Here is a 22,862-nt window from a genome sequence, read left to right as displayed (position 1 = left end):
TATTTGATGCGATGTGCATTTTTTGTTTATAGGATTGGATTCTTGCCACTGATACTTAGTAGCAATACTAATAGTTAGCGGCAAGATTCTAGTCACCTTAATGACAATCAGGCGGAATAATGAAAGATAAGACCAACAATGCCTACGGGAAAGAAATTGCAATAACTGTACTTGGTGCCGGTTCCTACGGTACTTCGCTTGCCATCTCTTTAGCACGCAATGGTGCCAACGTAGTAATTTGGGGCCATGAACCTGAGCATATGGCTCGTCTGGAAGCAGATCGTGCCAACCACGAGTTTCTACCTGGAATTGAGTTTCCTCAATCATTGATTGTGGAGTCTGATCTTGAGAAGGCAGTGCAAGCAAGTCGTGATCTGCTTGTAGTCGTGCCAAGTCATGTGTTTGGCATTGTGCTAAACAATGTTAAACCGCACTTGAGAGACGATTCTCGCATTTGTTGGGCGACTAAAGGGCTAGAGCCTGAAACAGGCCGCCTACTGAAAGAAGTCGCCAATGAAGCGCTAGGTGAAGGTTACTCTCTGGCGGTTTTATCTGGACCTACGTTTGCGAAAGAGCTTGCAATGGGAATGCCGACAGCGATTTCTGTCGCGTCATCAGACAATGACTTTGTGGCGGATTTACAAGAAAAAATCCATTGCAGCAAAACCTTCCGTGTTTATGCAAACAGTGACTTCATCGGTATGCAGTTAGGCGGTGCGGTGAAGAACGTGATTGCGATTGGTGCAGGTATGTCCGATGGTATTGGTTTTGGTGCCAATGCGCGTACGGCTTTGATCACTCGTGGTTTAGCTGAAATGACCCGCTTGGGTGCTGCGCTAGGTGCTCAGCCAGAAACCTTTATGGGTATGGCAGGATTGGGTGATTTGGTATTAACCTGTACCGACAACCAATCTCGTAACCGTCGCTTTGGCTTAGCACTAGGTCAAGGTAAAGATGTCGATACTGCGCAAGATGAAATTGGTCAAGTTGTTGAAGGTTATCGCAACACCAAAGAGGTTTACCTATTAGCCGAGCGTATGGGTGTTGAGATGCCAATTGTTGACCAAATATATCAAGTATTGTATCAAGGGAAGGATGCAAACTTAGCGGCGAAAGATTTACTCGCTCGTGATAAGAAAGCGGAAGCATAAAGAACAACAGTAAAACTGGACTTTGTATCTAGATACTAGGGATTCAGTACTAGGAAAATTCATGAAACATTGTGAGAAACAGAAGGTTTGGCAAACCATTGTTAAGGAAGCAAGAGAGCTTTCTGAGCAAGAGCCAATGTTAGCAAGCTTCTATCATGCCACGATTATTAAGCATGATAGTTTGAGCGCGGCGCTAAGCTATATTTTAGCGAATAAGCTCAATACTGCATCAATGCCAGCGATGGCGGTTAGGGAAGTGGTTGAAGAAGCCCTAAACTCTGACCCTAGCATCAGCGCTGCTGCCGCTTGTGACATATGTGCCACGGTAAACCGAGATCCTGCTGTTGCAATGTATTCAATGCCACTATTGTACTTGAAAGGTTATCACGCCTTACAAGGCTATCGAGTAGCAAACTGGCTGTGGAAGCAGGGGCGTATTGCGCTCGCTACTTACCTACAAAACCAAATCTCAGTCGCGTGTCAGGTGGATATTCACCCGGCGGCTAAGATTGGTCGCGGTATCATGTTAGACCATGCGACAGGTATTGTGATTGGTGAAACGGCCATTGTAGAGAATGATGTATCTATTCTGCAGGACGTGACATTAGGCGGTACCGGTAAAGAGTGCGGCGATCGTCATCCGAAAATCCGCGAAGGTGTGATGATAGGTGCTGGGGCGAAAATTCTCGGTAATATTGAAGTCGGAGAAGGGGCTAAGATTGGCTCCTGCTCGGTGGTGCTTCAGGCTGTTCCCGCTCATACCACAGTGGCTGGAGTTCCAGCCAAGATTGTTGGTAGACCTAAGACTGATAAGCCATCTTTGGATATGGACCAACAATTTAATGGTCGTTCACAAAGCTTTATTGGCGGGGATGGGATTTAAGAGCTAGAACGGACTTCGTCCTTAAGGAACGCTGCGCTCCGAGATCGGGCTTCGCCCTGCGAGAGGTCCATATGGTCAGTAACTTGAAAGTTGCATGTAGTGATACTTCTCTCAAGAGTTAGTTATCTTGATATAAAAGGAAAGGGTTGACACATAGTGCCAACCCTTTAATTTTTCTCGCTTCTCGCTTCTCGCTTCTCGCTTCTCGCTTCTCGCTTCTCGCTTCTCGCTTCTCGCTTCTCGCTTCTCGCTTCTCGCTTCTCGCTTCTCGCTTCTCGCTTCTCGCTTAACCTAGTGCATCAAGCTCAGTTAGAACTTCTTCAGCCCATTCAATCCACGCTTGGCGGATAAGCAGGTTTCTACGTAGCGTTAGGCGCTCTAAACGTTGCTGCTTATCTAGCGTCGCAGTTGTTGAGTAGTAGGCGTTTTCGATTTCTTGGTAGTGAGCAACCAGTTTTCGAGACTCTTCAACTAGCTCGGCCAATTGAGCGCGGTACGGCGCAGATGGCTGTACGGCACAAGCCATAAGCTTGGCTGAAAACTCGTCACGGACGGTTGGGTGAGAGGTTGGTTGGTCAAACCATTCACCTAGTGCAGTGCGACCAGAATCAGTAATAGAGTAAACTTTACGATCTGGTTTACCTTCTTGAGGCTCTAGTACACAGGTTACTAGGTTGTTTTGAGCCATCTTGTTTAACTCGCGATAAACTTGCTGGTGGCTCGCTTTCCAGAAATAGCCGATAGTGGCTGAAAATTCTTTAGTGATATCGTATCCAGTCGCATCGCGTGTGCTTAGTACGGTTAAGATAACGTGTGGTAATGACATGTCTTCAATCCAAATGGTCAATAAACTACTAAATACAACCACTTAATTTCTGTCGTGCTTCTTAATGGCACTGATCATCAGTAGAAAAAGTGGCACCAACAATGTTGGTCATGTCACCTAAAAAAGCCGTTTATCACCTAGGATCGATAGTTAAGGTATCGACGAGCTGTAGCATGTAGATTTTATATAAGTCGCCACAGCGGTGAAGTAGTATATCTAAATAATAAGCATAAAGTAGAATAGAAGGACAAAATATCCCAAAAAACTGACAAAAATCTCAATAGTGCGTCTCATTTAGATAATTATTTTGCAGATCGAGTATAAATGTCTCACCTCTGGTTCTACTTTCTATAAGAAATGCCCCGAAAGATATAAAAAAAGGTTGGTGAGTTCACACCAACCTTCTTTACATTCAGCGGAGAATTAGCCCGTATTACGCATACCTGCCGCAATGCCCGCAATAGTAACCATTAAGGCTTCTTCCAATTCTGGCGCTGCCTGTTCATCTTGGCGAGTACGATAGAGCAGTTCAGCTTGAAGCATGTTCAATGGCTCAACATAGATGTTACGCAGACGAATAGACTCTTGGCCCCATGGGTCGCTTTGCATCAAGTTTTCGTTGTTTTCTACGTTAAGTACTGACTTGATATCTTTTTGCAACTGATCGCGCAGGCGGTCACCAAGAGGCAGTAAGTTGCTGTCGACCAAGCGCTCATCGTAGTAACGAGAAATCTCTAGATTACACTTGGTGTAAACCATTTCTAGCATACCTAGGCGAGTTGAGAAGAATGGCCACTCACGACACATCTCTTCTAACAGCGCTTGATGTCCTCTATCAACCGAATACTGAATGGCTTCACCGGCACCAAGCCAAGCTGGAAGTACCAATCGGTTTTGGCTCCATGAGAAGATCCAAGGGATTGCACGTAAGCTTTCTACGCCGCCTTTCGGGTTACGTTTTGCAGGTCTTGAACCCAGCGGTAGTTTGCCAAGTTCTAGCTCTGGTGTCGTTTGACGGAAATAAGGAACAAAGTCTGCTTCACCACGGACCACATTGCGATAAGCTTCACAACTGACTTCAGACAGCACGTTCATCAAGTCACGCCACTCTTGCTTTGGCTCTGGTGGTGGTAGCAGGTTCGCTTCGAGGATCGCACTTGCGTATAAGCTAAAGCTGTTGACCGCTACTTCAGGAAGGCCAAGTTTAAAGCGGATCATCTCACCTTGTTCAGTAACACGTAGACCACCTTTCAAGCTTTTCGGTGGCTGAGATAGCAGTGCCGCGTGTGCAGGAGCACCACCACGACCGATAGTACCGCCACGGCCGTGGAACAGAGTCAGTTCAACGCCTTCTTCTTCGGCCACTTTAACTAGTGATTCCATTGCGTGGTACTGAGCCCAACCTGCCGACATAACGCCCGCATCTTTGGCTGAATCAGAGTAGCCGATCATGACCATTTGATGGTTTTGGATAAAGCCACGGTATAGGTCGATGCCCATCAGCTGCTTGATAACCGACTCAGCATTGTTCAAGTCATCGAGTGTTTCGAACAGCGGACACACGTCCATGCGGTAAGGGCAACCTGATTCTTGCAATAGCAGGTGAACAGCAAGGACATCAGAAGCTGTACGGGCCATTGAGATAACATAAGCACCAAACGCTTCACGTGGCTGAGCAGCAACGATTTTACAAGTATCGAGCACTTCTTTAACCGCTTCTGACGGTTGCCAGTCTCTAGGTAGTAGCGGGCGCTTCGAAGCCAGTTCATTAGTTAAGAAAGCAACTTTATCTTGCTCACTCCACTGATCGTAATCGCCAATGCCTAGGTAGCGAGTTAGCTCAGATAGGACATCTGAATGGCGAGTACTTTCTTGGCGAACATCGAGACGAACTAGGTGGACACCGAACGCTTTAATACGGCGCAATGTATCCAGAAGTGAGCCATCAGCAATGATCCCCATGCCACACTCGTGCAGTGATTGGTAACATGCGTATAGCGGTTCCCAAAGTTGCTCGACGCGTTGCAGTGGCGCTTTTACTGCTAGTTTTTGACCGTGGATCTTCGCATCAAGGATCTCTTTGGTTTCATTGAGCAGAGCGCGAAGTTCTTTCAGGACAGCGCGGTAAGGTTCATGTTCATCTTCACCTGCCAGAGCACGCACAGCAGCATTACACTGAGTCATCGACAGTTCGCTAACCAGCTCATTGATGTCATTTAGGTAAAGGTCAGCCGCCTTCCAGCGTGAAAGAAGCAGAACTTCTCGAGTAATGGTATGCGTTACGAAAGGGTTGCCATCGCGGTCGCCGCCCATCCAAGATGAGAAGTGCACTGGTCGCGCATCAATTGGCAGACCTTCGCCAAGGTAACCTTCAAGGCGCTGATCAAGTTCGCGCAAAAAGTCAGGTACCGCTTCCCAAAGTGAGTTCTCGACGACAGCAAAGCCCCATTTCGCTTCATCAAGCGGCGTTGGTCGTTGCTTACGAATGGTGTCTGAGTGCCAGCTTTGGGCAATCAATTGCTCTAGGCGGCGTTCTGTTTTCTGACGCTCTTTCGCTGAAAGGTCACCAAGCTCTAACTTAGATAAGCACTTATTGATCTTCACGAGCTTGTGGATCATGGTTCGACGAGTAATTTCGGTCGGGTGCGCTGTCAGTACTAGTTCAATATTAAGATCGCGCACTGCTTGCGCTGTATCTAACTTGCTAATGTCATTTTGAGCAAGTTTAGAGAATAGGGAGTTAATTGCGTCTGGTTCACAAACATGAGCATCACAGTGGCGAGAGATGGTATGGTACTGCTCTGCCATGTTAGTCAGGTTGAGAAATTGGTTGAATGCGTGAGCAACAGGGGTTAATTGCTCATTTGGCAGGCTTTTAATCTCATCAATCAAGCTATCTCTGTCTTGTTGATTGCCTGCGAGGGCGGACTTTGAAAGTTTACGAATGGTTTCTACTTTCTCTAGAAGTACGTCACCATGTGCATCCTTAATGGTGTTACCGAGCAAGTGTCCTAGCATGCTCACATTGCTTCTGAGCGCAGAGTATTTCTCGTTCATTGTCATCCTGCCTTGTAAAAAAATTACATCCAATGTTCCTTGTTAGGTAGACAATCTAGCGAAAAATATCGCTTCGAGTCAAATACTGTAGGCTAAGTTTGCAAATATTATGCAAATGAATGTAACGCTTTGCGAGCTATCCGATTGACTAATTATGTTGAAACTTTCTTACAGAATGAGAGAGGCTTCGCCTATAGGAACGGACTTCGTCCTGTGGAAAACGAGAACGGGCTGCGCCCTATAGAACGCTGCGCTACTGGATAACTGGAGCGGGCTTCGCCCTTGTGGAAAGCTAGACTTGACTCTTAACCATAGTGGAGCAACTTTAGCTCTCCAGCTCTCCAGCTCTCCAGCTCTCCAGCTCTCCAGCTCTCCAGCTCTCCAGCTCTCCAGCTCTCCAGCTCTCCAGCTCTCCAGTTCTCCATAGGGCGTAGCCCGTTCCCTTGATCCCGCAGCAAAGCGTTCGCGCTCTGTATTTAAAAACAATACTTATGCATCGCTTTCGACAATACATCTATGGTTGGATCGATAAATTCAAACGCGAGGAACTCGTCTGGCTGGTGGGCTTGGTCAATGGAGCCAGGGCCTAGAACCAGTGTTGGGCATAGCTGCTGCAAGAATGGGGCTTCAGTACAGTAGTTTACTGTTTCAGAGCTGGTGCCACAGATCTCTTCAACGCCACCGATAAATGGATGGTCATGCTGACATTCGTAGCCGGGGATAGGCTCGTGAAGCGGCGTGATCGAGATTCTACCCGGCCACTTGGCTTCGATTTCTTTGAGTGCGCCGCGCAGCATGTTATCTAGTCCATCTAGGCTGATGCCCGGCAAAGGACGAACATCGTAATGCAGTTCACAGCAGCCGCAGATACGGTTAGCACTGTCACCACCATGAATGTGGCCTAGATTTAACGTCGGGCTAGGAATGGCAAATCCTGGATGGTGATACTCTTTAATCAGCTTGTCACGTAGCTGCATTAAGGCAAATAAAACCTCATGCATGATTTCGATAGCATTAACCCCTAAAGCAGGATCAGATGAGTGGCCCGATTTACCGGTCACTCGCACCGCATTGGCAACATGACCTTTATGACCTCGAATAGGTACTAGGCTAGTTGGTTCGCCGATGATGCAGTAATCCGGTTTAAATGGGGCGGTTTTAGTGAAGTGGCGTGCGCCGAGCATAGTTGTCTCTTCATCACATGTTGCGAGCACATAGAGAGGTTTGGTCTGTTTGCTCCAATCAACTTTTTTAACCGCTTCTATAATAAAGGCAAAAAAGCCTTTCATATCCGCTGTACCCAAGCCATAAAATCGGTTGTTCGCTTCCGTCAACGCGTGTGGCTCGAAATTCCAACGCCCTTCATCGAACGGCACGGTATCACTGTGCCCTGCCAAAAGCAGTCCGCCTTCACCAGAGCCTTTTTTGGCGATTAGGTTAAATTTGCCCGCTTCTACTTCAGTTAAGTTGACTTCAAAGCCTACGTCTTTCAGCCAAGTCGCTAACTTTTCAATCACTTTTGCGTTGCCTTCATCCCAACTGGAGTCCGTTGAGCTAATAGAAGAGGTAGAAATCAGGCCGCTGTAGACCTCAATAAAACTTGGTAATTGCATATTTAGTTTACATTCCCTGTTGACAGAGTTCGGCTAAGAAGGTAAAACACATATTAAATCACTTTTATTGAATAAAAAACCAATAAAAGCTTAATAATTTAAATTTATAGTCATTATCGAAATGGCGTTTTTTACTCAAAATGGATGTCTGAGATGCTCAAAACCACAATCATAGGCGCAAGCGGTTATACCGGAGCAGAGCTTGCTTTGATGGTACATAAACACCCTGAACTTACGCTATCAGGTTTATATGTTTCCGCCAATAGCCTTGATGCAGGTAAAGACATCGCACAGCTTCACGGCAAGCTGGCTGGAATTATTAGTCAACCTGTACTTCCTCTCAAAGATGTTGAAGCTGTGGCTAATCAAACGGATGTGGTTTTTCTTGCCACTGCACATGAAGTGAGCCATGACCTAGCGCCGCTGTTTTTGGCGCAAGGTTGCCAGGTCTTTGATTTGTCTGGCGCCTTCCGCGTTAAGAAAGAAGGCTTCTACAGCGAGTTTTATGGTTTTGAACACCAGCATGATGCTTGGTTAGACAACTCAGCCTACGGATTGGCTGAATGGAATGCACAAGCGATTAAACAGAGTCAGCTTATAGCGGTGCCAGGCTGCTACCCAACAGCTTCACAGTTAGCGGTTAAGCCTTTACTCGAAGCGGGTTTGGTGGATACGGCTCAATGGCCTGTGATCAATGCCACTAGCGGTGTTTCCGGTGCAGGCAGAAAAGCATCGATGACCAATAGCTTTTGTGAGGTCAGCTTACAGCCATACGGTGTCTTTAATCATCGTCATCAGCCCGAAATCGCCAGCCACTTAGGCACAGATGTGATTTTTACCCCGCATCTTGGCAATTTTAAGCGTGGCATTCTCGCCACTATTACGCTCAAGCTGGTGGCTGGCACATCTGAACAACAGGTTAACGCTGCGTTTAGCGCGGCTTATGAAAACAAATCGGCAGTGCGTCTTATCGAGTCAGCGTTGCCGAACATTCAAAATGTAGAAAATACACCTTTCTGCGATTTAGGTTGGAAGGTTCAAGGCGAGCACGTCATCGTTGTTTCAGCGATAGACAACTTGCTCAAAGGTGCATCAAGTCAAGCGATGCAATGTTTAAACATCCACTACGGATTTCCAGAGCTGACTGCTCTTGTTTAATTGAGCAGGGAAGGAAAAGTAATGACAGATAACAAACTTACTCCATTAGTGATCAAATTAGGCGGTGCTGCACTGTCGTGTACTGAGACATTAAGCCAGGTATTTGGTGCGATAGCCCAATACCAAAAGCAAGCTCAGCGACGAATTGTGATCGTTCACGGTGGAGGTTATCTGGTGGACGATCTAATGGCGAAACTGCAACTTGAGACAATCAAGAAAGAAGGTCTGCGCGTAACCCCTTATGAGCAAATCCCTGTGATTGCAGGCGCGCTAGCCGGAACAGCCAACAAGATGCTGCAAGGCCAAGCAATTAAAGATGGACTTAATGCAGTCGGTTTGAGTTTAGCGGATGGTGGCTTATGTCATGTCAAAGAGCTAGACCCAGAATTAGGCGCAGTAGGTAAGGCGACACCGGGAGACTCAACCGTGCTGCAAGCGATTTTGCAAACGGGCGCGCTACCTATCATCAGTTCTATTGGCCTAACAGAGCAAGGCCAGATGATGAATGTCAATGCAGACCAAGCGGCGGTAGCTGTGGCTGGAGCCTTAGATGCTGAACTGGTTCTACTGTCGGATGTCAGCGGTGTGCTAGATGGCAAAGGTCATCTAATCAAAAGCCTTGATGAGAAAGAAGCGCAGAACCTCATTAATGGTCATGTGATTACTGACGGCATGATTGTCAAAGTGAACGCAGCACTTGAAGCGGCTAATGACTTAGGTCGACCAATTGAAGTTGCAACATGGCGTTATCCAGAAAAGCTCGCCGAGCTATTTGCCGGACAGAGCATTGGAACCCAGTTTTTACCACAATAGTTGGTAATAAAGAATTAGAGCTAAATGCATAGCGCGTTGAGTGATAAAAACAGATTAAACAGGAAGTAACCCGCAGCACTGACCGCCACGCGCAGCGCCGGGATTTGGAGAAAGAAAAATGAGCAAAGTTCAAGTAAATAAAGTAGTTGTCGCATATTCTGGCGGTCTGGATACATCAGTGATCATTCCATGGCTAAAAGAGAATTACGATTGTGAAGTAGTTGCTTTCGTCGCTGATGTCGGTCAAGGCGCAGAAGAGCTAGAAGGCATTGAAGAAAAAGCCAAAGCGTCTGGTGCATCGGAGTGCTACATTGCTGACCTTAAAGAAGAGATGGTGGCAGACTACATCTACCCAACTCTAAAAACAGGTGCTTACTACGAAGGTAAGTACTTACTAGGTACTTCAATGGCTCGTCCAATCATTGCTAAAGCGCAAGTGGAAGTGGCACGTAAAGTTGGTGCTGATGCGCTTTGTCATGGCTGTACCGGTAAAGGTAATGACCAAGTTCGTTTTGAAGGTGCATTTGCGGCACTTGCACCGGACCTACATGTGATTGCCCCTTGGCGTGAGTGGGATCTTGTCAGTCGTGAAGAGTGTCTTGATTACCTAGCTGAGCGTAATATCCCTTGTACTGCCTCGCTAACGAAAATTTATTCACGTGATGCGAACGCTTGGCATATCTCGACAGAGGGTGGTGTGTTAGAAGACACTTGGAATGCACCAAACGACGATTGCTGGGCTTGGACAGTCGATCCAGAGCAAGCACCTAATGAAGCGGAATACGTAACGCTAAAAGTTGAAAAAGGTGAAGTGGTAGGTGTTGATGGTGAAAACATGACACCGTACAACGCACTTGTGTACCTAAATGACAAAGGTGTTAAGCATGGTGTTGGACGTATCGATATCGTTGAAAACCGCCTAGTAGGAATGAAGTCTCGTGGTTGTTACGAAACTCCTGGAGGCACTATCATGATGGAAGCGCTTCGCGCAGTAGAGCAACTTGTGCTAGATAAAACTGCATTTGAGTTCCGTGAAGAGCTTGGTGTAAAAGCCTCTCACCTAGTTTATGACGGTCGTTGGTTTACTCCGCTATGTAAGTCAATTCTGGCGGCATCAGAAGAGCTTGCTCAAGACGTGAATGGTGAAGTCGTGGTTAAGCTATACAAAGGTCAGGCGACAGTGACACAGAAGCGTTCAGACAACAGCCTTTACTGTGAAGAGTTTGCGACCTTTGGTGAAGATGAAGTTTATGACCAAAGCCACGCTGAAGGCTTTATCCGCCTTTACTCGCTATCAAGCCGTATCCGTGCTCTGAATAGTCAGAAGAAATAACCACTGACGGTTAGAAATCTAGAGCCCACTTGGTTAGCCAAGTGGGCTTTTTGCTTTTTGAGTGGTGTTAGGCTAACAAATAATGATTTGAATAAATATGTTAAAAAAGTGAATTAATACTTTATTTTTGTTCTCATTTGCCGTAACTTTGAACCATCAAACAATACTGAATCTAATTCAGAGTTAACGAAAGCAATTTTACTAACCAGCACGACTAGTGAGCACAGGTAATCAGGAGAAACGCGATGGCATTATGGGGCGGAAGATTTACCCAAGCAGCAGATACGAGATTCAAAGATTTTAACGACTCATTGCGCTTCGATTACCGATTAGCTGAACAAGATATCGTGGGTTCAATCGCTTGGTCAAAGGCTTTACTCTCTGTTGATGTTTTAACGGAACAAGAACAGCAGAAACTAGAGCTTGCTCTAAATGAGCTTAAGCTTGAAGTGATGGAAGACCCGCACCAAATCCTGCGTTCAGATGCAGAAGATATCCATTCTTGGGTCGAGCAGCAGTTAATTGGCAAAGTGGGCGATCTTGGTAAAAAGCTTCACACTGGGCGTTCACGTAATGATCAGGTGGCAACCGACCTAAAACTCTGGTGTCGTCAACAAGGTCAGCAGTTATTGATGGCGCTTGATCGTCTTCAAGCACAAATGGTCTCTGTAGCGAAAGTGCATCAAGACACGGTTTTACCGGGCTATACCCACTTGCAGCGTGCTCAGCCGGTTACATTTGCCCATTGGTGTCTCGCCTATGTAGAAATGTTTGAGCGTGACTACTCACGTTTAGAAGATGCCATTACTCGTCTTGATACGTGTCCTTTAGGTTCTGGAGCCTTGGCGGGTACTGCGTATCCAATCGACCGTGAAAAAGTAGCCCATAACCTTGGCTTCCGTCGTGCGACTCGTAACTCGCTGGATTCAGTGTCAGATCGTGATCATGTGATGGAGCTGATGTCAGTGGCGTCAATCTCGATGTTGCATTTATCTCGTCTTGCTGAAGATATGATCTTCTACAATTCGGGTGAATCCAACTTTATTGAGCTAGCCGATACAGTAACATCGGGCTCTTCACTGATGCCACAGAAGAAAAACCCAGATGCTCTTGAGCTTATCCGTGGTAAAACAGGACGCGTTTATGGCTCACTCGCTGGCATGATGATGACAGTGAAGGCTTTGCCGCTTGCATACAACAAGGATATGCAAGAAGACAAAGAAGGCCTGTTTGATGCCCTAGATACTTGGAACGACTGTATGGAAATGGCAGCGTTATGTTTCGATGGTATCAAGGTCAACGGCGAGCGTACTCTAGAAGCGGCTAAGCAAGGCTATGCTAATGCTACTGAACTTGCAGATTACCTAGTCGCGAAAAAGATTCCGTTCCGCGAAGCGCACCATATTGTAGGTGTAGCGGTTGTTGGTGCGATAGCTAAAGGTTGTGCACTAGAAGAACTTTCAATTGCTGAGCTAAAAGAGTTCTCGCCAGTGATTGAAGAGGATGTCTACGACATATTAACCATTGAGTCTTGCCTAGAGAAACGTAGTGCGCTTGGTGGCGTATCGCCAAAACAGGTTGCTTACGCAGTAGAACAGGCCGAAGGCCGACTGATTAAGCGCGACGCTTCAGCAGTGAATGTACGTCCGGCTCGTTTAACCGATATCGAATCATTAGAAGGTATGGTCGCTTATTGGGCGAACATGGGTGAAAACCTACCACGTTCACGTAGTGAGTTGGTGCGTGATATCGGATCTTTTGCCGTGGCAGAACACAACGGAGAAATTACTGGTTGCGCCTCTTTGTATGTCTATGATTCAGGGTTAGCAGAAGTTCGCTCGCTAGGTGTTGAAGCAGGCTGGCAAGGGCAAGGACAGGGTAGCGCAATTGTTCAGTATCTGGTTGAGAAAGCGCGTCAGATGGCGATTAAGAAAGTATTTGTTCTGACTCGTACTCCTGAGTTCTTTATGAAGCAATCCTTCTTGCCAACATCGAAGTCTTTGCTACCTGAGAAAGTGCTTAAAGATTGCGACCAGTGCCCAAGACAGCACGCATGTGATGAGGTGGCATTAGAAGTGAACCTCGCTGAGCAAGCAATAGCACGGGTTAACGTTGCCTAAGTAACTGATTCAGAAAGATCCAAATAAAAGATCAAAAAAGATCGAAGTTTTTGGGAACTATTAAGAAAAAGCCCGGTCTATTAAAGTACCACTGCTTTTTCTTAGAAGAATCTAAGAAGGCCCCAAACCAGATATTGGTTTTGGGGCTTTTTTCTTTCTTGCTCTTCATAATCGATGCCATAGCTTCGTTGTCAAAAAAACTCACCTAATCGAATAGGCAAGCTATGCTCATAGGATTCGTTTTTTTATCCTCCTTGCCCTGACACCGATTATTTTGAGCAAGTCCGTTTTAACTATTGTTTCTTTTTTTGCGCTTTCGCCATGGCAAGATGACAAATCGCATCCAGAGATGAAGGAACAGCAAACCGTTGAAAGCAAAGCCTGCCATAATGAGCGCGATAGATTCGATGCTCTGAGGGTTGTCACGAAAAGCGAACCACCAGACGATCCAACATAACACGGATAACACAGTGAGCTGATCCATGCAGCGTTGGCATCGGCCTATTTTCTTCCAGAACCAGTCACTATTTTTGCAGTATTTACATGTCATGATTGCGGTTAATTCGGTAACATACGAGGTCTTAGCATATCTCAAATAACCTCAAAGTGATAAACATGATCGAACGTCAACAAACCAAACAACGAATGAGCCGTATTGTAAAGCACAATGGAACTATCTACCTTTGTGGTCAAGTTTGCGCAGATGCAACGAAAGGCATTACTGAACAGACTCAAACAATGCTAGATAAGGTAGAAGAGCTACTGCTAGAAGCGGGCAGTGATAAAGAGCATATGCTTTCAGCGACTATCTACATCAAGGATATGAAAGATTTCCAAGAAATGAATGCTGTTTGGGATGCTTGGGTTCCGGAAGGTCATGCACCTGCTCGCGCATGTGTAACCGCAGATATGGCACGTGAAGCTCTATTGGTTGAAATCTCAGTGATTGCTGCAGAAAAGTAACCCAAGAACGACGAAAAAAAACGAGCTACTCAGCTCGTTTTTTTCTTGAATATTTATCGTTCAGTTACTACTGAGCCAAGTAAGCATCTAGCTCTTCACTGCCACCAATGTGCTTACCACCGATAAATACTTGCGGCACTGTTGTGCGGCCAGAAATAGCGCGCAAACTTACTGTTGTCGCGTCTTTACCTAGAATGATCTCTTCATATTGAAGGTCGTTGTCAATCAGTGCTTGTTTAGCTTTGACGCAGAACGGACAGCCCGGCTTACTAAATACGGTAATCGATTCTTGAGTTTTGAATTCTGGTGCTACGTGTTTAAGCATTGTATCCGCATCAGACACTTTGAACGGGTCGCCCGGCTCGTTTGGTTCAATGAACATCTTCTCTACCACACCATTTTTAACTAGCATGCTGTAACGCCATGATCGTTTGCCAAAGCCTAGGTCATTCTTGTCAACCAACATACCCATGCCGTCAGTGAACTCGCCATTACCATCCGGAATAAAAGTGATGTTTTCTGCTTCTTGGTCTGACTTCCAAGCATTCATTACGAAAGTATCGTTAACAGACATACAGATGATTTCATCAACGCCGTGGTCTTTAAAAACTGAGAACAACTCGTTGTAACGTGGCAGATGGCTAGATGAACAAGTCGGAGTGAAAGCGCCCGGTAAGCTAAACACAATCACGGTTTTATCTTTAAATAGCTCGTCACTGGTGACGTTAACCCATGCGTCACCTTGACGAATAGGGAATGTAACTTGTGGTACGTTTTGACCTTCTTTAGATGCAAACATATTGGTTTCCTTAATAGCGGATTATTGTAATTTTATTATGGAGTCTTATCAGTGTAGTGACTGTGCTCTGTCTCGATGGGTGTATTATTGAAGAAATTCTTTGATAGCTCTAATCGTTTAATGTTATGGTTTTGATAGATGATTTCTATCTTAATGGTGGGGAGTAGAGGTAATGAACATTCGTGATTTTGAGTATTTGGTCGCGCTTGCTGAGCACAAACATTTTCGTAAAGCAGCAGAAGCCTGCTTTGTCAGCCAGCCAACACTAAGTGGTCAAATTCGTAAATTGGAAGATGAACTAGGCACGGCACTTTTAGAGCGTAGTAGTCGCCGAGTACTGTTCACCGATGCGGGTTTACAGCTGGTTGATCAAGCTAAACGTATTCTGTCAGAAGTGAAAACCTTCAAGGATATGGCAAGCGGTCAAGCAGGTGAAATGGTTGGTCCTATGCAGATCGGCTTTATTCCGACCGTCGGCCCTTATCTACTGCCGAAAATCATTCCTATGCTTAAAGAAGCTTTCCCTGATCTAGAGCTGTTTTTGCATGAAGCGCAAACTCATCAACTGGTGCGCCAGTTAGAAGATGGTAAGTTAGATTGTTTGGTGTTGGCGTCGGTTGCGGAAACCGCGCAGTTCAAAGAGGTTGAAGTTTACAACGAGCCACTGAGTATTGCAGTGCCTTGTGACCATGAATGGGCTAAGCTAGACCAAGTTGATATGCTCGAGCTCAATGGTAAAACAGTACTAGCGCTTGGCGATGGGCACTGTTTACGCGATCAAGCATTAGGCTTCTGTTTTGCTGCTGGCGCGCAAGACGATGAACGCTTTAAAGCGACTAGCTTAGAAACCCTGCGTAATATGGTGGCCGCAGGCGCGGGTATTACTTTGTTGCCAGAGTTGTCGTTACCGAAAGAAAAAGAGAAAGATGGGGTATGTTATGTCCCAGCTACCAATCCGGTCCCTTCACGCAGTATCGTCTTGGCATATCGACCAGGCTCTCCGCTAAGATCTCGCTTTGAACAGTTAGCTCAAGCTATTAAAACTCAGCTTGAAGACAACTGATAAGTTACAGGTAAAAAAAGAGGTTGATGTGAAAGCATCAACCTCTTTTCTTTTCGTGCTGTAATACGTTAGAACAGCTCTTCGCCGCCATCAGAAGTGTAGATACTGTCAGTAATCTCACTGGTGACGTACTCGGTAGGTTCAGTACCTTCTAAGAAGTATTCAAACATAGAGCTAGAGTCGAACTTATTGGTCAAGAGACCTGAGTCTCGATCAATTCGAACTCGTACGATATTTTGTGGAATCGTTTTGCTTTGCTGAGGAACACCCGCAAGTGCTGTACGCATAAAGTCGACCCAGGCTGGCTGGGCTGTTTTTGCCCCTGCTTCAGCGCCAGTAATCTGATCTTTGCCTAGATTACTGTTCGTTTTGGTTCGACCTAGCTTACGCGTGTGATCATCGAAACCGACCCAAGCGATAGCGACCATTCCTGGGCCATAACCGTTATACCAAGCATCTTTAGAGTCGTTAGTAGTACCGGTTTTACCACCAATGTCGCGACGTTGTAGCTTCTGAGCGCGCCAACCGGTACCGTTCCAACCTGTACCGTCACGCCAGTTACCGCCACCCCAGACATTGCTGTACATCATTTCGCGCATCAAGAATGCAGTTTGCTCTGAGATCACTTGTGGAGCATATTGAGGCTCTTCAGTGACTTCAGTTGTCACATCTTGCTCGGCAAATTCATTGTCACTCGTGATAGCTTGAGTACAGTCTTGATGACAGACGACTTTTGGTGATGCTTCGAATTCTAGGTCACCAAATGGGCCCTCTACTCGGCTGATATAGAAGGGTTCTACATAGTAGCCACCATTCGCGAACACTGAGTAGCCTTGAGCCATTTTCATTGGTGTTAAGCTACCCGCACCAAGAGCAATGGTTTCTGAACGCGGCACTTGGTCTATATCGAAACCAAAGCGTGTTAAGTATTGGCGCGTTTCATCAAGGCCGACTTCACGTAACACGCGCACAGCCATCACGTTCTTCGATTGTGCTAAACCAATACGTAAGCGAGTAGGGCCAATGTAAGTTGGTGGCGAGTTCTTTGGTCGCCAAGCTGTACCTTGACTCTTATCCCATTGGTTAATCGGAGCGTCATTGATCAGGGTCGCAAGTGTTAGCCCCTTATCGATTGCAGCGGCATAAATAAAGGGTTTAATACTTGAACCAACTTGGCGTACCGACTGAGTGGCACGGTTAAACTTGTTATGAACAAAGTTAAAACCACCAACCAACGAGAGTACTGCGCCGTTTTCGGGGTTCATAGCAACAAATGCGGTGTTCGCATTCGGTACTTGGCTTAGGTGCCAAGCGATGCTTGGCTCTTGGCCTTCAACTGTGCTTTCAACTTCACGCACCCAAATTTGCTCACCTTCAGCTAAGACATCTTTGGCACTGCTTGGTGGTGGGCCTTGGCGATCATCAGTCAGGAATTTACGTGCCCACTTGATGCCATCCCACTCTAACGTGTTGATCCCTTGGTCCTTAACCCAAATGGTTGCTTGCTTGTTATCAACCGCAGTGACAACAGCAGGAACGAGCTGACCATAGGTTGGAACGTTATCGAGCGTCTTATCTATCTGCTGTTCATCAAGCGCAGGTTTACCTGGCTGCCAAAGAACCTTTTCTGCACCGCGATAGCCGTGACGCTCATCGTAAGCCAGCAAGTTGTTGATTGCTGATTTGTTTGCGGCTGCTTGAAGCTTTGAATCTACCGTGGTGTAGATGTTCATGCCAGAAGTGTACGCTTCTTCCTGACCATAGCGAGCAACCATCCAAGCTCGCGCTAGCTCTGCAACGTATGGAGCACTTAACTCAATTTCTGCACCATGATAGCGAGCAACGATCTCTTCACCACGAGCCTCATCATACTCCGCCTGAGTTATGTATTTCTCGTCAAGCATACGCAGTAGCACGACATTACGACGGTTCGTCGCACGTTCGAGTGAGTAAATAGGGTTCATGGTTGAAGGCGCTTTTGGCATGCCGGCAAGCGTCGCGATTTCACTGAGTGTGAGGTTTTGAAGCTCTTTACCAAAATAGGTTTGCGCTGCGGCACCAAAGCCATAAGAGCGATAGCCTAAGAAGATCTTATTGACGTATAACTCCATGATCTCTTCTTTACTAAGAAGTTGTTCTATATGGATAGCAATAAAGATCTCTTTGATTTTTCGCATGATCTTCTTTTCATTGGAAAGGAAGAAGTTACGAGCTAGCTGCTGAGTAATGGTACTTGCACCTTGCTTGGCCGAGCCTGAAAGAGCAACCACTACGGCCGCACGAGTGATACCGATCGGGTCGATACCTGGGTGATCGTAAAAGCGGCTATCTTCTGTTGCAATTAGCGCCTCGATCAGATGCTGTGGAATATCGTCATAAGCAACGGGGATACGACGTTTCTCACCAAACTGGGAGATCAGTTTACCGTCTTGGCTAAACACCTGCATTGGAGTTTGCAGTTTTACGTCTTTCAATGTTGCTACGTCTGGTAGCTCTGGCTTCACATACAAGTAGAAGCCGAATATCGTACCGACCCCAAGAATTATGCAAATCAATGTGAATATAAGTAGTCGCTTTATGAACTTCACCGGAGATTCCCTGATTGATTGGGTTCACTAAATGTAAACCCTTGTACTTTAAGCTAAAAATCTAGCTCATTTTGTCTATGTGCTTATTTAACCATCAATTTAAGCAAATGAGCTAAGCAAAAAGTACGGAGCTAAGCTGCATGGGTAAATCATTAGTTACAGGCATTGAAATTGGACACCACAGTATTAAAGCGGTGGTTCTCAAGCCAAACAAGGGCACATTTGCTCTTGTCGACTATCGAGAATTGCCAATCGAAGCGGGCATTTTCTCTGATAACCATATGTCAAATTATCAGAAAATTGTAAAGAAACTCAAAGAACTAAGGAAGAGTTTGCCGCGATTTAGTACGAAAGTTGCATTGGCGATACCAGATAACGCGGTAATAAGTAAGGTATTACAGATAGATAGCGGGCTTAGCGACAATGAAATTGAGTATGCTATTTCTGACGCATTTTCCCATCAAACTCCGTTTTCAATTGATGAACTCTACTTAGATTATGTCCCGCTGACCGCGGATAGACAGTCATCGCAAACTCACTACCAAGTATACGCGACGAAAAAAGAGCTGGTTGACCCTAGAGTTGAAGTGTTCAAAAGCGCTGCCTTTCAACCCGTAGTGGTTGATTTACGTGCCCATGCTTTAGTGCATATTTGGCAGCTTGCTGCACGACAACAGGTTAAAGCCGACTGGCTTATGATTGATGTTGGTTTTGACCACGCTTCGTTGTGTATGGACCTTGCTGATAAAACGCCTTTTTGCAAAGACATCGTTTTGGCAACCCATGAAAAAGAGGTGGATTCAAACCTTTGCTTAAGTCTGGCGCAAAGCCGTGAAGAGTTCACCGCTGAGTTACTAGATAAAATCCAACGCAATTTACAGCTTATTGCTTCAATGCACGGCAAGAGTGTTAAAGGGATTTGGCTGTCAGGTGTAGGGGCTACCATGCCTGCTCTTGCGAATGAAATCAGCACGCGCTTTGCCATTGAGTGTGAGCTTCTCAATCCGCTGACTCTTTTTGCAACAACGAGCCAACATCCAGCCGCGAATCTGTTGGCTAACGGGCATAGGTTCACATCGGCGGCTGGGATTGCTCTGCGCGCGCTCACTTGGTTGGAGAGTCGTCATGCTTCATAGCATCAATTTGTTGCCGTGGCGTGAAGAGCTGCGAGATCATCGCCACAAGCGCTTTGTACTGCTGATGATGCTTACGCTAATCATTGCTGTAGTTATCCAGTGGGGTATCGGCATTTACATAGAGCAGCAACAAGATCGGCAATCTGAGCGGAATGACTATCTTGTGCGTTATGGCACACAATTGGACCAACAGCTTAACCAGCTGAAAATCGTCGAACGAGAACATCAAGCTCTACTAACCCGCTTGTCGGTTATTGAGGGTTTGCAGAAAGAGCGCAATAAAACCACAGACTTTATGAATTTGTTGCCCGAGCTGATCCCCGCTGGTGTTTACATCGACAAGCTAAAGATGAATGGTCTACAGGTTGAGCTTGCTGGGATCAGCGATTCAACTTCTCATCTTGCCACCATGCTAGATAACCTAGAAAAATCACCCGCTGTAACTAACGTTGAGATGCATTCCATTGTTCATGGTACTGCTCGATTTGCCAGTAAGTACCAATCATATCGCGTCTCTTTTTCTCTTTTAGGAGGTCAGAGTGAATCGCTTAAACCTTGATATTGAAGAGATAGGCGAGTGGCCACTTACTTATCAACTAGTCGTGATAGCGGTGTTGATGGCGATGTTACAGGCAGGCGGTTATTGGCTTTTGGTTCAGCCTGAGCTTGAACAACTCGATGTTCTTAAACAGCACGAGCAGCAGCACAAAACCTCAATAGCATTGAAAACGAAAAAAGTGTTGTTGTTACCTAGAATGAAGGCTCAGCTTGATGAACTGTCACAGCGCTATGACTATCTATCGCGCCAATTACCCGCGCAAAAAGAGCTCGCTTCTATGTTGGCGTCAGTTAATCAGGTCGGCTTACAAAACTCCCTGACCTTTACTCGAATTGATTGGGGACAAAAGCACGATAAAACGTTTCTGTACAAGCTTCCACTCAACATTGAATTGACCGGTGACTATCACGATATCGGTGACTTTTCTGCGGCGATTGCCTCGCTAGCGCGAATTATAAATTTTGATGATGTCTATTGGCATCGTGTCAGTTTAGAAAGCAGCACGCTGCATTTTCGCGCTCGAGCCTACACCTATCAGCTTAAAAGTGAGGTCAAAGATGAAAATTAATCGGCTATTGCCTTTGATTGCTTTGGTTTCTGGCTGCAAGGCAAATCAAGCTCCGCTTGAGGAATACCTAGCACAACTTAAGCGTGATGCTGAAGTGGGGGTGTATGAACTTGCCCCGCTCATTGATGTTCAAAGCCCCAAATATACTGCCCACCAAGTTAGGCAGCCATTCGAACTACCTCAAGCGGCCTTGTCTATAAATCAGCAGGCGTTAACAAAAGATTGTTGGCAACCAAAACGCAACACGAGTCAGTTGGCGACCTTTCCGTTAAGCCAATTACAACTAAAAGGTGTGATGAGCCGAGGTGGAAGAAAATCAGCGCTTATTGAGGCTCCAACTGGCCGCCTAGTACAGGTTAACTCGGGCAGTAATCTGGGGCTGAATCATGGCAAAGTCACCAAGGTCGCGGATGACTATTTATTTGTGCAAGAAGCCATAGCAGACGGCCTCGGATGCTGGCAGTTACGTGAAACCAAATTAGCGCTTAAGTAGAGAACGGATAGAGATGAATAGGATAAAAGGTATGCTGGCTTTTGCTAGAGGCTGTTTGCAATGGTGCAGCTTGTTTGTGGTCCTCTTCCATAGTGTTGTTTATGCCCAAGAGCAAAATGACAATCTGCTGCAAGGCTTGGATTTCAAACTCGATGAGCAGCGCAACGCGCAAATTGTCCTAACCTTGTCCGACTCACGTGCTGTGGTTGATATACAAAAAGTGGCGCAGGGGTTAAGCATTACCCTGCCTCAAACTCAAGTGACGGAAGCGTTAATCAAGGTATTTGACGTGATCGAGTTTGGTACTGTAGTGCGTGACATTGAAGTTTTTCGCCATCCTGACAAGGTCGAGCTGATAGCGGCAATTGATGGGGACTTTCGTTATCACGATCAACTTGAAGGGACGCGATTGCAAGTCACCGTGGCGAGTAGTAGCGATGGTCAGCAGGTAGACAAGACGAACCTTCTCGATAAACCAAGTAAGAAATTATCACTTAACTTTCAAGACATTCCGGTTAGAAATGTGTTGCAACTGATCGCCGATTACAATGATTTCAACTTGGTTGTTTCCGATTCAGTGACGGGCAATCTGACCTTACGCCTTGAAGAGGTATCATGGCAGAAGGTGCTTGACATCATCTTGCAGATCAAAGGGTTAGATAAACGTGTTGAAGGAAGCATTGTTTTGGTCGCGCCAAAAGCGGAACTGGATGCTCGTGAGCAGCAGATGCTGGAGAAAGCGCGTTTACAGGAACAGTTAGGGAAACTGTCGTCGGATATTATCCAAGTTAAGTTTGCCAAGGCGGCCGATATTGCTGACTTAATCGATGGTGGTGAGTTTAGTATGCTCTCCCCTCGGGGTTCTTTGAGTGTGGACGAGCGCACCAACGCCCTATTGATTCGAGATTTAGAGCAAAATGTCGATGTTATTCGTTCTATTGTCGAATCACTCGATATCCCCGTTAAGCAGGTGCAAATCGAGGCGAGGATTGTCACGGTTCATGAAGGCAACTTGGATGAGCTTGGGGTACGTTGGGGATTTAGTAACACCAATGGCAGTACTTCTATTGGCGCCAGTATTGAAGATAACGTATTCGATGTGGTGCCAATCGATGACATGCTTAATGTGAATTTAGGCGCAACTTCTGCCAATGCTTCGACCATCGCATTTCAAGTCGCCAAGCTTGGCTCCGACATGTTGCTTGACCTTGAATTATCGGCATTACAAAGAGAGTCGAAAGCAGAAGTCATCTCAAGCCCGCGTTTGATCACCACCAATAAAAAGCCAGCCTATATTGAGCAGGGCAGCGAGATCCCTTATCTAGAGTCATCTTCAAGCGGGGCAACCAGCGTCTCGTTTAAGAAGGCAGTGCTCAGTTTAAAAGTCACGCCGCAGATCACCCCAGATAATCGGCTAATTCTGGATTTGAGTGTGACCCAAGATAGGCCAGGTGATGTGGTGAAAACCGGTACTGGGGAAGCAGTGGCGATCAACACCCAAAGAATCGGGACTCAAGTGCTGGTGGAGAATGGAGAAACCGTGGTGCTCGGGGGCATCTTTCAACACAGCGTGACAGATGCTGTCGACAAGGTGCCTTTCTTTGGTGATTTGCCTCTGCTAGGGACGCTATTTCGTCGTTCTTACCAACAAATGGGCAAAAGCGAACTGTTAATTTTCGTCACCCCAAGGGTAGTGATTGAGTAAGATTTTGGTTAGGGACGAAAATAAATTTGCATTA

General features: G+C 46.1%; 20 protein-coding genes. 14 read left to right on the top strand and 6 right to left on the bottom strand.

What is annotated here, in order from left to right; translation table 11 throughout:
* Nucleotides 1-119: 119 nt before the first annotated feature.
* The 3 genes from gpsA (at nucleotide 120) to AC5O63_RS20565 (ending at nucleotide 2,324) form a co-directional block, all read left to right on the top strand.
* On the top strand, nucleotides 120-1,151 hold the full coding sequence (gpsA, locus tag AC5O63_RS20575) for an NAD(P)H-dependent glycerol-3-phosphate dehydrogenase (protein ID WP_494506104.1): 1,032 nt from the start codon (nucleotides 120-122) through the stop codon (nucleotides 1,149-1,151).
* 61 nt (nucleotides 1,152-1,212) lie between these two features.
* Complete coding sequence (gene cysE / locus AC5O63_RS20570) at nucleotides 1,213-2,034, top strand: serine O-acetyltransferase (protein WP_004743282.1); 822 nt, start codon at nucleotides 1,213-1,215, stop codon at nucleotides 2,032-2,034.
* Between the two features lie 146 nt (nucleotides 2,035-2,180).
* On the top strand, nucleotides 2,181-2,324 hold the full coding sequence (locus tag AC5O63_RS20565; RefSeq protein ID WP_494506103.1) for a hypothetical protein: 144 nt from the start codon (nucleotides 2,181-2,183) through the stop codon (nucleotides 2,322-2,324).
* Here the strand turns inward: AC5O63_RS20565 and AC5O63_RS20560 are convergent.
* The 3 genes from AC5O63_RS20560 to argE all read right to left on the bottom strand — a co-directional run bounded on the left by AC5O63_RS20560 (nucleotide 2,321) and on the right by argE (nucleotide 7,530).
* On the bottom strand, nucleotides 2,321-2,860 hold the full coding sequence (locus AC5O63_RS20560; RefSeq protein WP_004743283.1) for a PadR family transcriptional regulator: 540 nt from the start codon (nucleotides 2,858-2,860) through the stop codon (nucleotides 2,321-2,323). The genes AC5O63_RS20565 and AC5O63_RS20560 overlap by 4 nt on opposite strands.
* A gap of 423 nt (nucleotides 2,861-3,283) precedes the next feature.
* The gene (gene ppc / locus AC5O63_RS20555) at nucleotides 3,284-5,917 is read right to left on the bottom strand and encodes a phosphoenolpyruvate carboxylase (RefSeq protein WP_494506102.1); all 2,634 of its coding nucleotides are present in this window, start codon (nucleotides 5,915-5,917) and stop codon (nucleotides 3,284-3,286) included.
* A 476-nt stretch (nucleotides 5,918-6,393) separates the two neighbouring features.
* Nucleotides 6,394-7,530: an acetylornithine deacetylase gene (argE, locus tag AC5O63_RS20550; RefSeq protein ID WP_494506101.1), complete on the bottom strand. Its 1,137-nt coding sequence runs from the start codon at nucleotides 7,528-7,530 to the stop codon at nucleotides 6,394-6,396.
* 153 nt (nucleotides 7,531-7,683) lie between these two features.
* Between argE and argC the strand changes: the two genes are divergently transcribed.
* The 4 genes from argC (at nucleotide 7,684) to argH (ending at nucleotide 12,954) form a co-directional block, all read left to right on the top strand.
* Nucleotides 7,684-8,688 carry an N-acetyl-gamma-glutamyl-phosphate reductase gene (argC, locus tag AC5O63_RS20545; protein ID WP_494506100.1) on the top strand — a complete coding sequence of 335 codons (1,005 nt, stop codon included), beginning with the start codon at nucleotides 7,684-7,686 and terminating at the stop codon, nucleotides 8,686-8,688.
* A 21-nt stretch (nucleotides 8,689-8,709) separates the two neighbouring features.
* Nucleotides 8,710-9,501 carry an acetylglutamate kinase gene (gene argB, locus AC5O63_RS20540; protein ID WP_069667319.1) on the top strand — a complete coding sequence of 264 codons (792 nt, stop codon included), beginning with the start codon at nucleotides 8,710-8,712 and terminating at the stop codon, nucleotides 9,499-9,501.
* Between the two features lie 118 nt (nucleotides 9,502-9,619).
* Nucleotides 9,620-10,834 (top strand): argininosuccinate synthase, encoded by a 1,215-nt coding sequence (locus AC5O63_RS20535; RefSeq protein WP_171325614.1) that lies wholly within the window; start codon nucleotides 9,620-9,622, stop codon nucleotides 10,832-10,834.
* A 245-nt stretch (nucleotides 10,835-11,079) separates the two neighbouring features.
* Nucleotides 11,080-12,954, top strand: coding sequence for an argininosuccinate lyase (gene argH / locus AC5O63_RS20530; protein ID WP_004743289.1), 1,875 nt, complete (start codon nucleotides 11,080-11,082; stop codon nucleotides 12,952-12,954).
* A gap of 289 nt (nucleotides 12,955-13,243) precedes the next feature.
* Here argH and AC5O63_RS20525 read toward each other — a convergent pair whose 3' ends face one another.
* Nucleotides 13,244-13,504 (bottom strand): DUF3624 domain-containing protein, encoded by a 261-nt coding sequence (locus tag AC5O63_RS20525; protein ID WP_239827332.1) that lies wholly within the window; start codon nucleotides 13,502-13,504, stop codon nucleotides 13,244-13,246.
* A 65-nt stretch (nucleotides 13,505-13,569) separates the two neighbouring features.
* Between AC5O63_RS20525 and AC5O63_RS20520 the strand changes: the two genes are divergently transcribed.
* The gene (locus AC5O63_RS20520; protein WP_004743292.1) at nucleotides 13,570-13,917 is read left to right on the top strand and encodes a RidA family protein; all 348 of its coding nucleotides are present in this window, start codon (nucleotides 13,570-13,572) and stop codon (nucleotides 13,915-13,917) included.
* 67 nt (nucleotides 13,918-13,984) lie between these two features.
* Here the strand turns inward: AC5O63_RS20520 and AC5O63_RS20515 are convergent, their stop codons facing one another.
* Nucleotides 13,985-14,716, bottom strand: a complete 732-nt coding sequence (locus AC5O63_RS20515; RefSeq protein ID WP_239827314.1) for a glutathione peroxidase — start codon at nucleotides 14,714-14,716, stop codon at nucleotides 13,985-13,987.
* 172 nt (nucleotides 14,717-14,888) lie between these two features.
* Between AC5O63_RS20515 and oxyR the strand changes: the two genes are divergently transcribed.
* Nucleotides 14,889-15,779 (top strand): DNA-binding transcriptional regulator OxyR, encoded by an 891-nt coding sequence (oxyR, locus tag AC5O63_RS20510; RefSeq protein ID WP_494506099.1) that lies wholly within the window; start codon nucleotides 14,889-14,891, stop codon nucleotides 15,777-15,779.
* Nucleotides 15,780-15,847: 68 nt separating this feature from the next.
* On the opposite strand, the gene AC5O63_RS20505 is transcribed toward oxyR, so the two are convergent.
* Complete coding sequence (locus tag AC5O63_RS20505; protein ID WP_494506098.1) at nucleotides 15,848-18,367, bottom strand: penicillin-binding protein 1A; 2,520 nt, start codon at nucleotides 18,365-18,367, stop codon at nucleotides 15,848-15,850.
* Nucleotides 18,368-18,507: 140 nt separating this feature from the next.
* Here AC5O63_RS20505 and pilM point away from each other — a divergent pair, with 140 nt between their 5' ends.
* Genes pilM through AC5O63_RS20480 form a run of 5 tightly spaced genes read left to right on the top strand, consistent with a single transcriptional unit; the run spans nucleotide 18,508 to nucleotide 22,828 of the window.
* Entirely contained in the window at nucleotides 18,508-19,503 is a 996-nt protein-coding gene (gene pilM / locus AC5O63_RS20500) for a type IV pilus assembly protein PilM (RefSeq protein WP_494506097.1), read from the top strand.
* Nucleotides 19,493-20,062 (top strand): PilN domain-containing protein, encoded by a 570-nt coding sequence (locus AC5O63_RS20495; protein WP_494506096.1) that lies wholly within the window; start codon nucleotides 19,493-19,495, stop codon nucleotides 20,060-20,062. Before pilM ends, AC5O63_RS20495 begins: the two co-directional genes overlap by 11 nt.
* A complete protein-coding gene (locus AC5O63_RS20490; protein ID WP_494506095.1) occupies nucleotides 20,043-20,630 on the top strand; it encodes a type IV pilus inner membrane component PilO in 588 nt (195 codons plus the stop codon). Before AC5O63_RS20495 ends, AC5O63_RS20490 begins: the two co-directional genes overlap by 20 nt.
* A complete protein-coding gene (locus AC5O63_RS20485; RefSeq protein WP_494506094.1) occupies nucleotides 20,620-21,123 on the top strand; it encodes a pilus assembly protein PilP in 504 nt (167 codons plus the stop codon). Before AC5O63_RS20490 ends, AC5O63_RS20485 begins: the two co-directional genes overlap by 11 nt.
* Nucleotides 21,124-21,136: 13 nt before the next feature.
* Complete coding sequence (locus tag AC5O63_RS20480) at nucleotides 21,137-22,828, top strand: type IV pilus secretin PilQ (protein ID WP_494506093.1); 1,692 nt, start codon at nucleotides 21,137-21,139, stop codon at nucleotides 22,826-22,828.
* The last annotated feature ends 34 nt before the right edge of the window (nucleotides 22,829-22,862 follow it).

This window comes from Vibrio sp. SCP2, from assembly GCF_059295395.1.
Note: the sequence above shows the minus strand (reverse complement) of the source record. Positions and strands in the feature narration are given on the sequence as shown.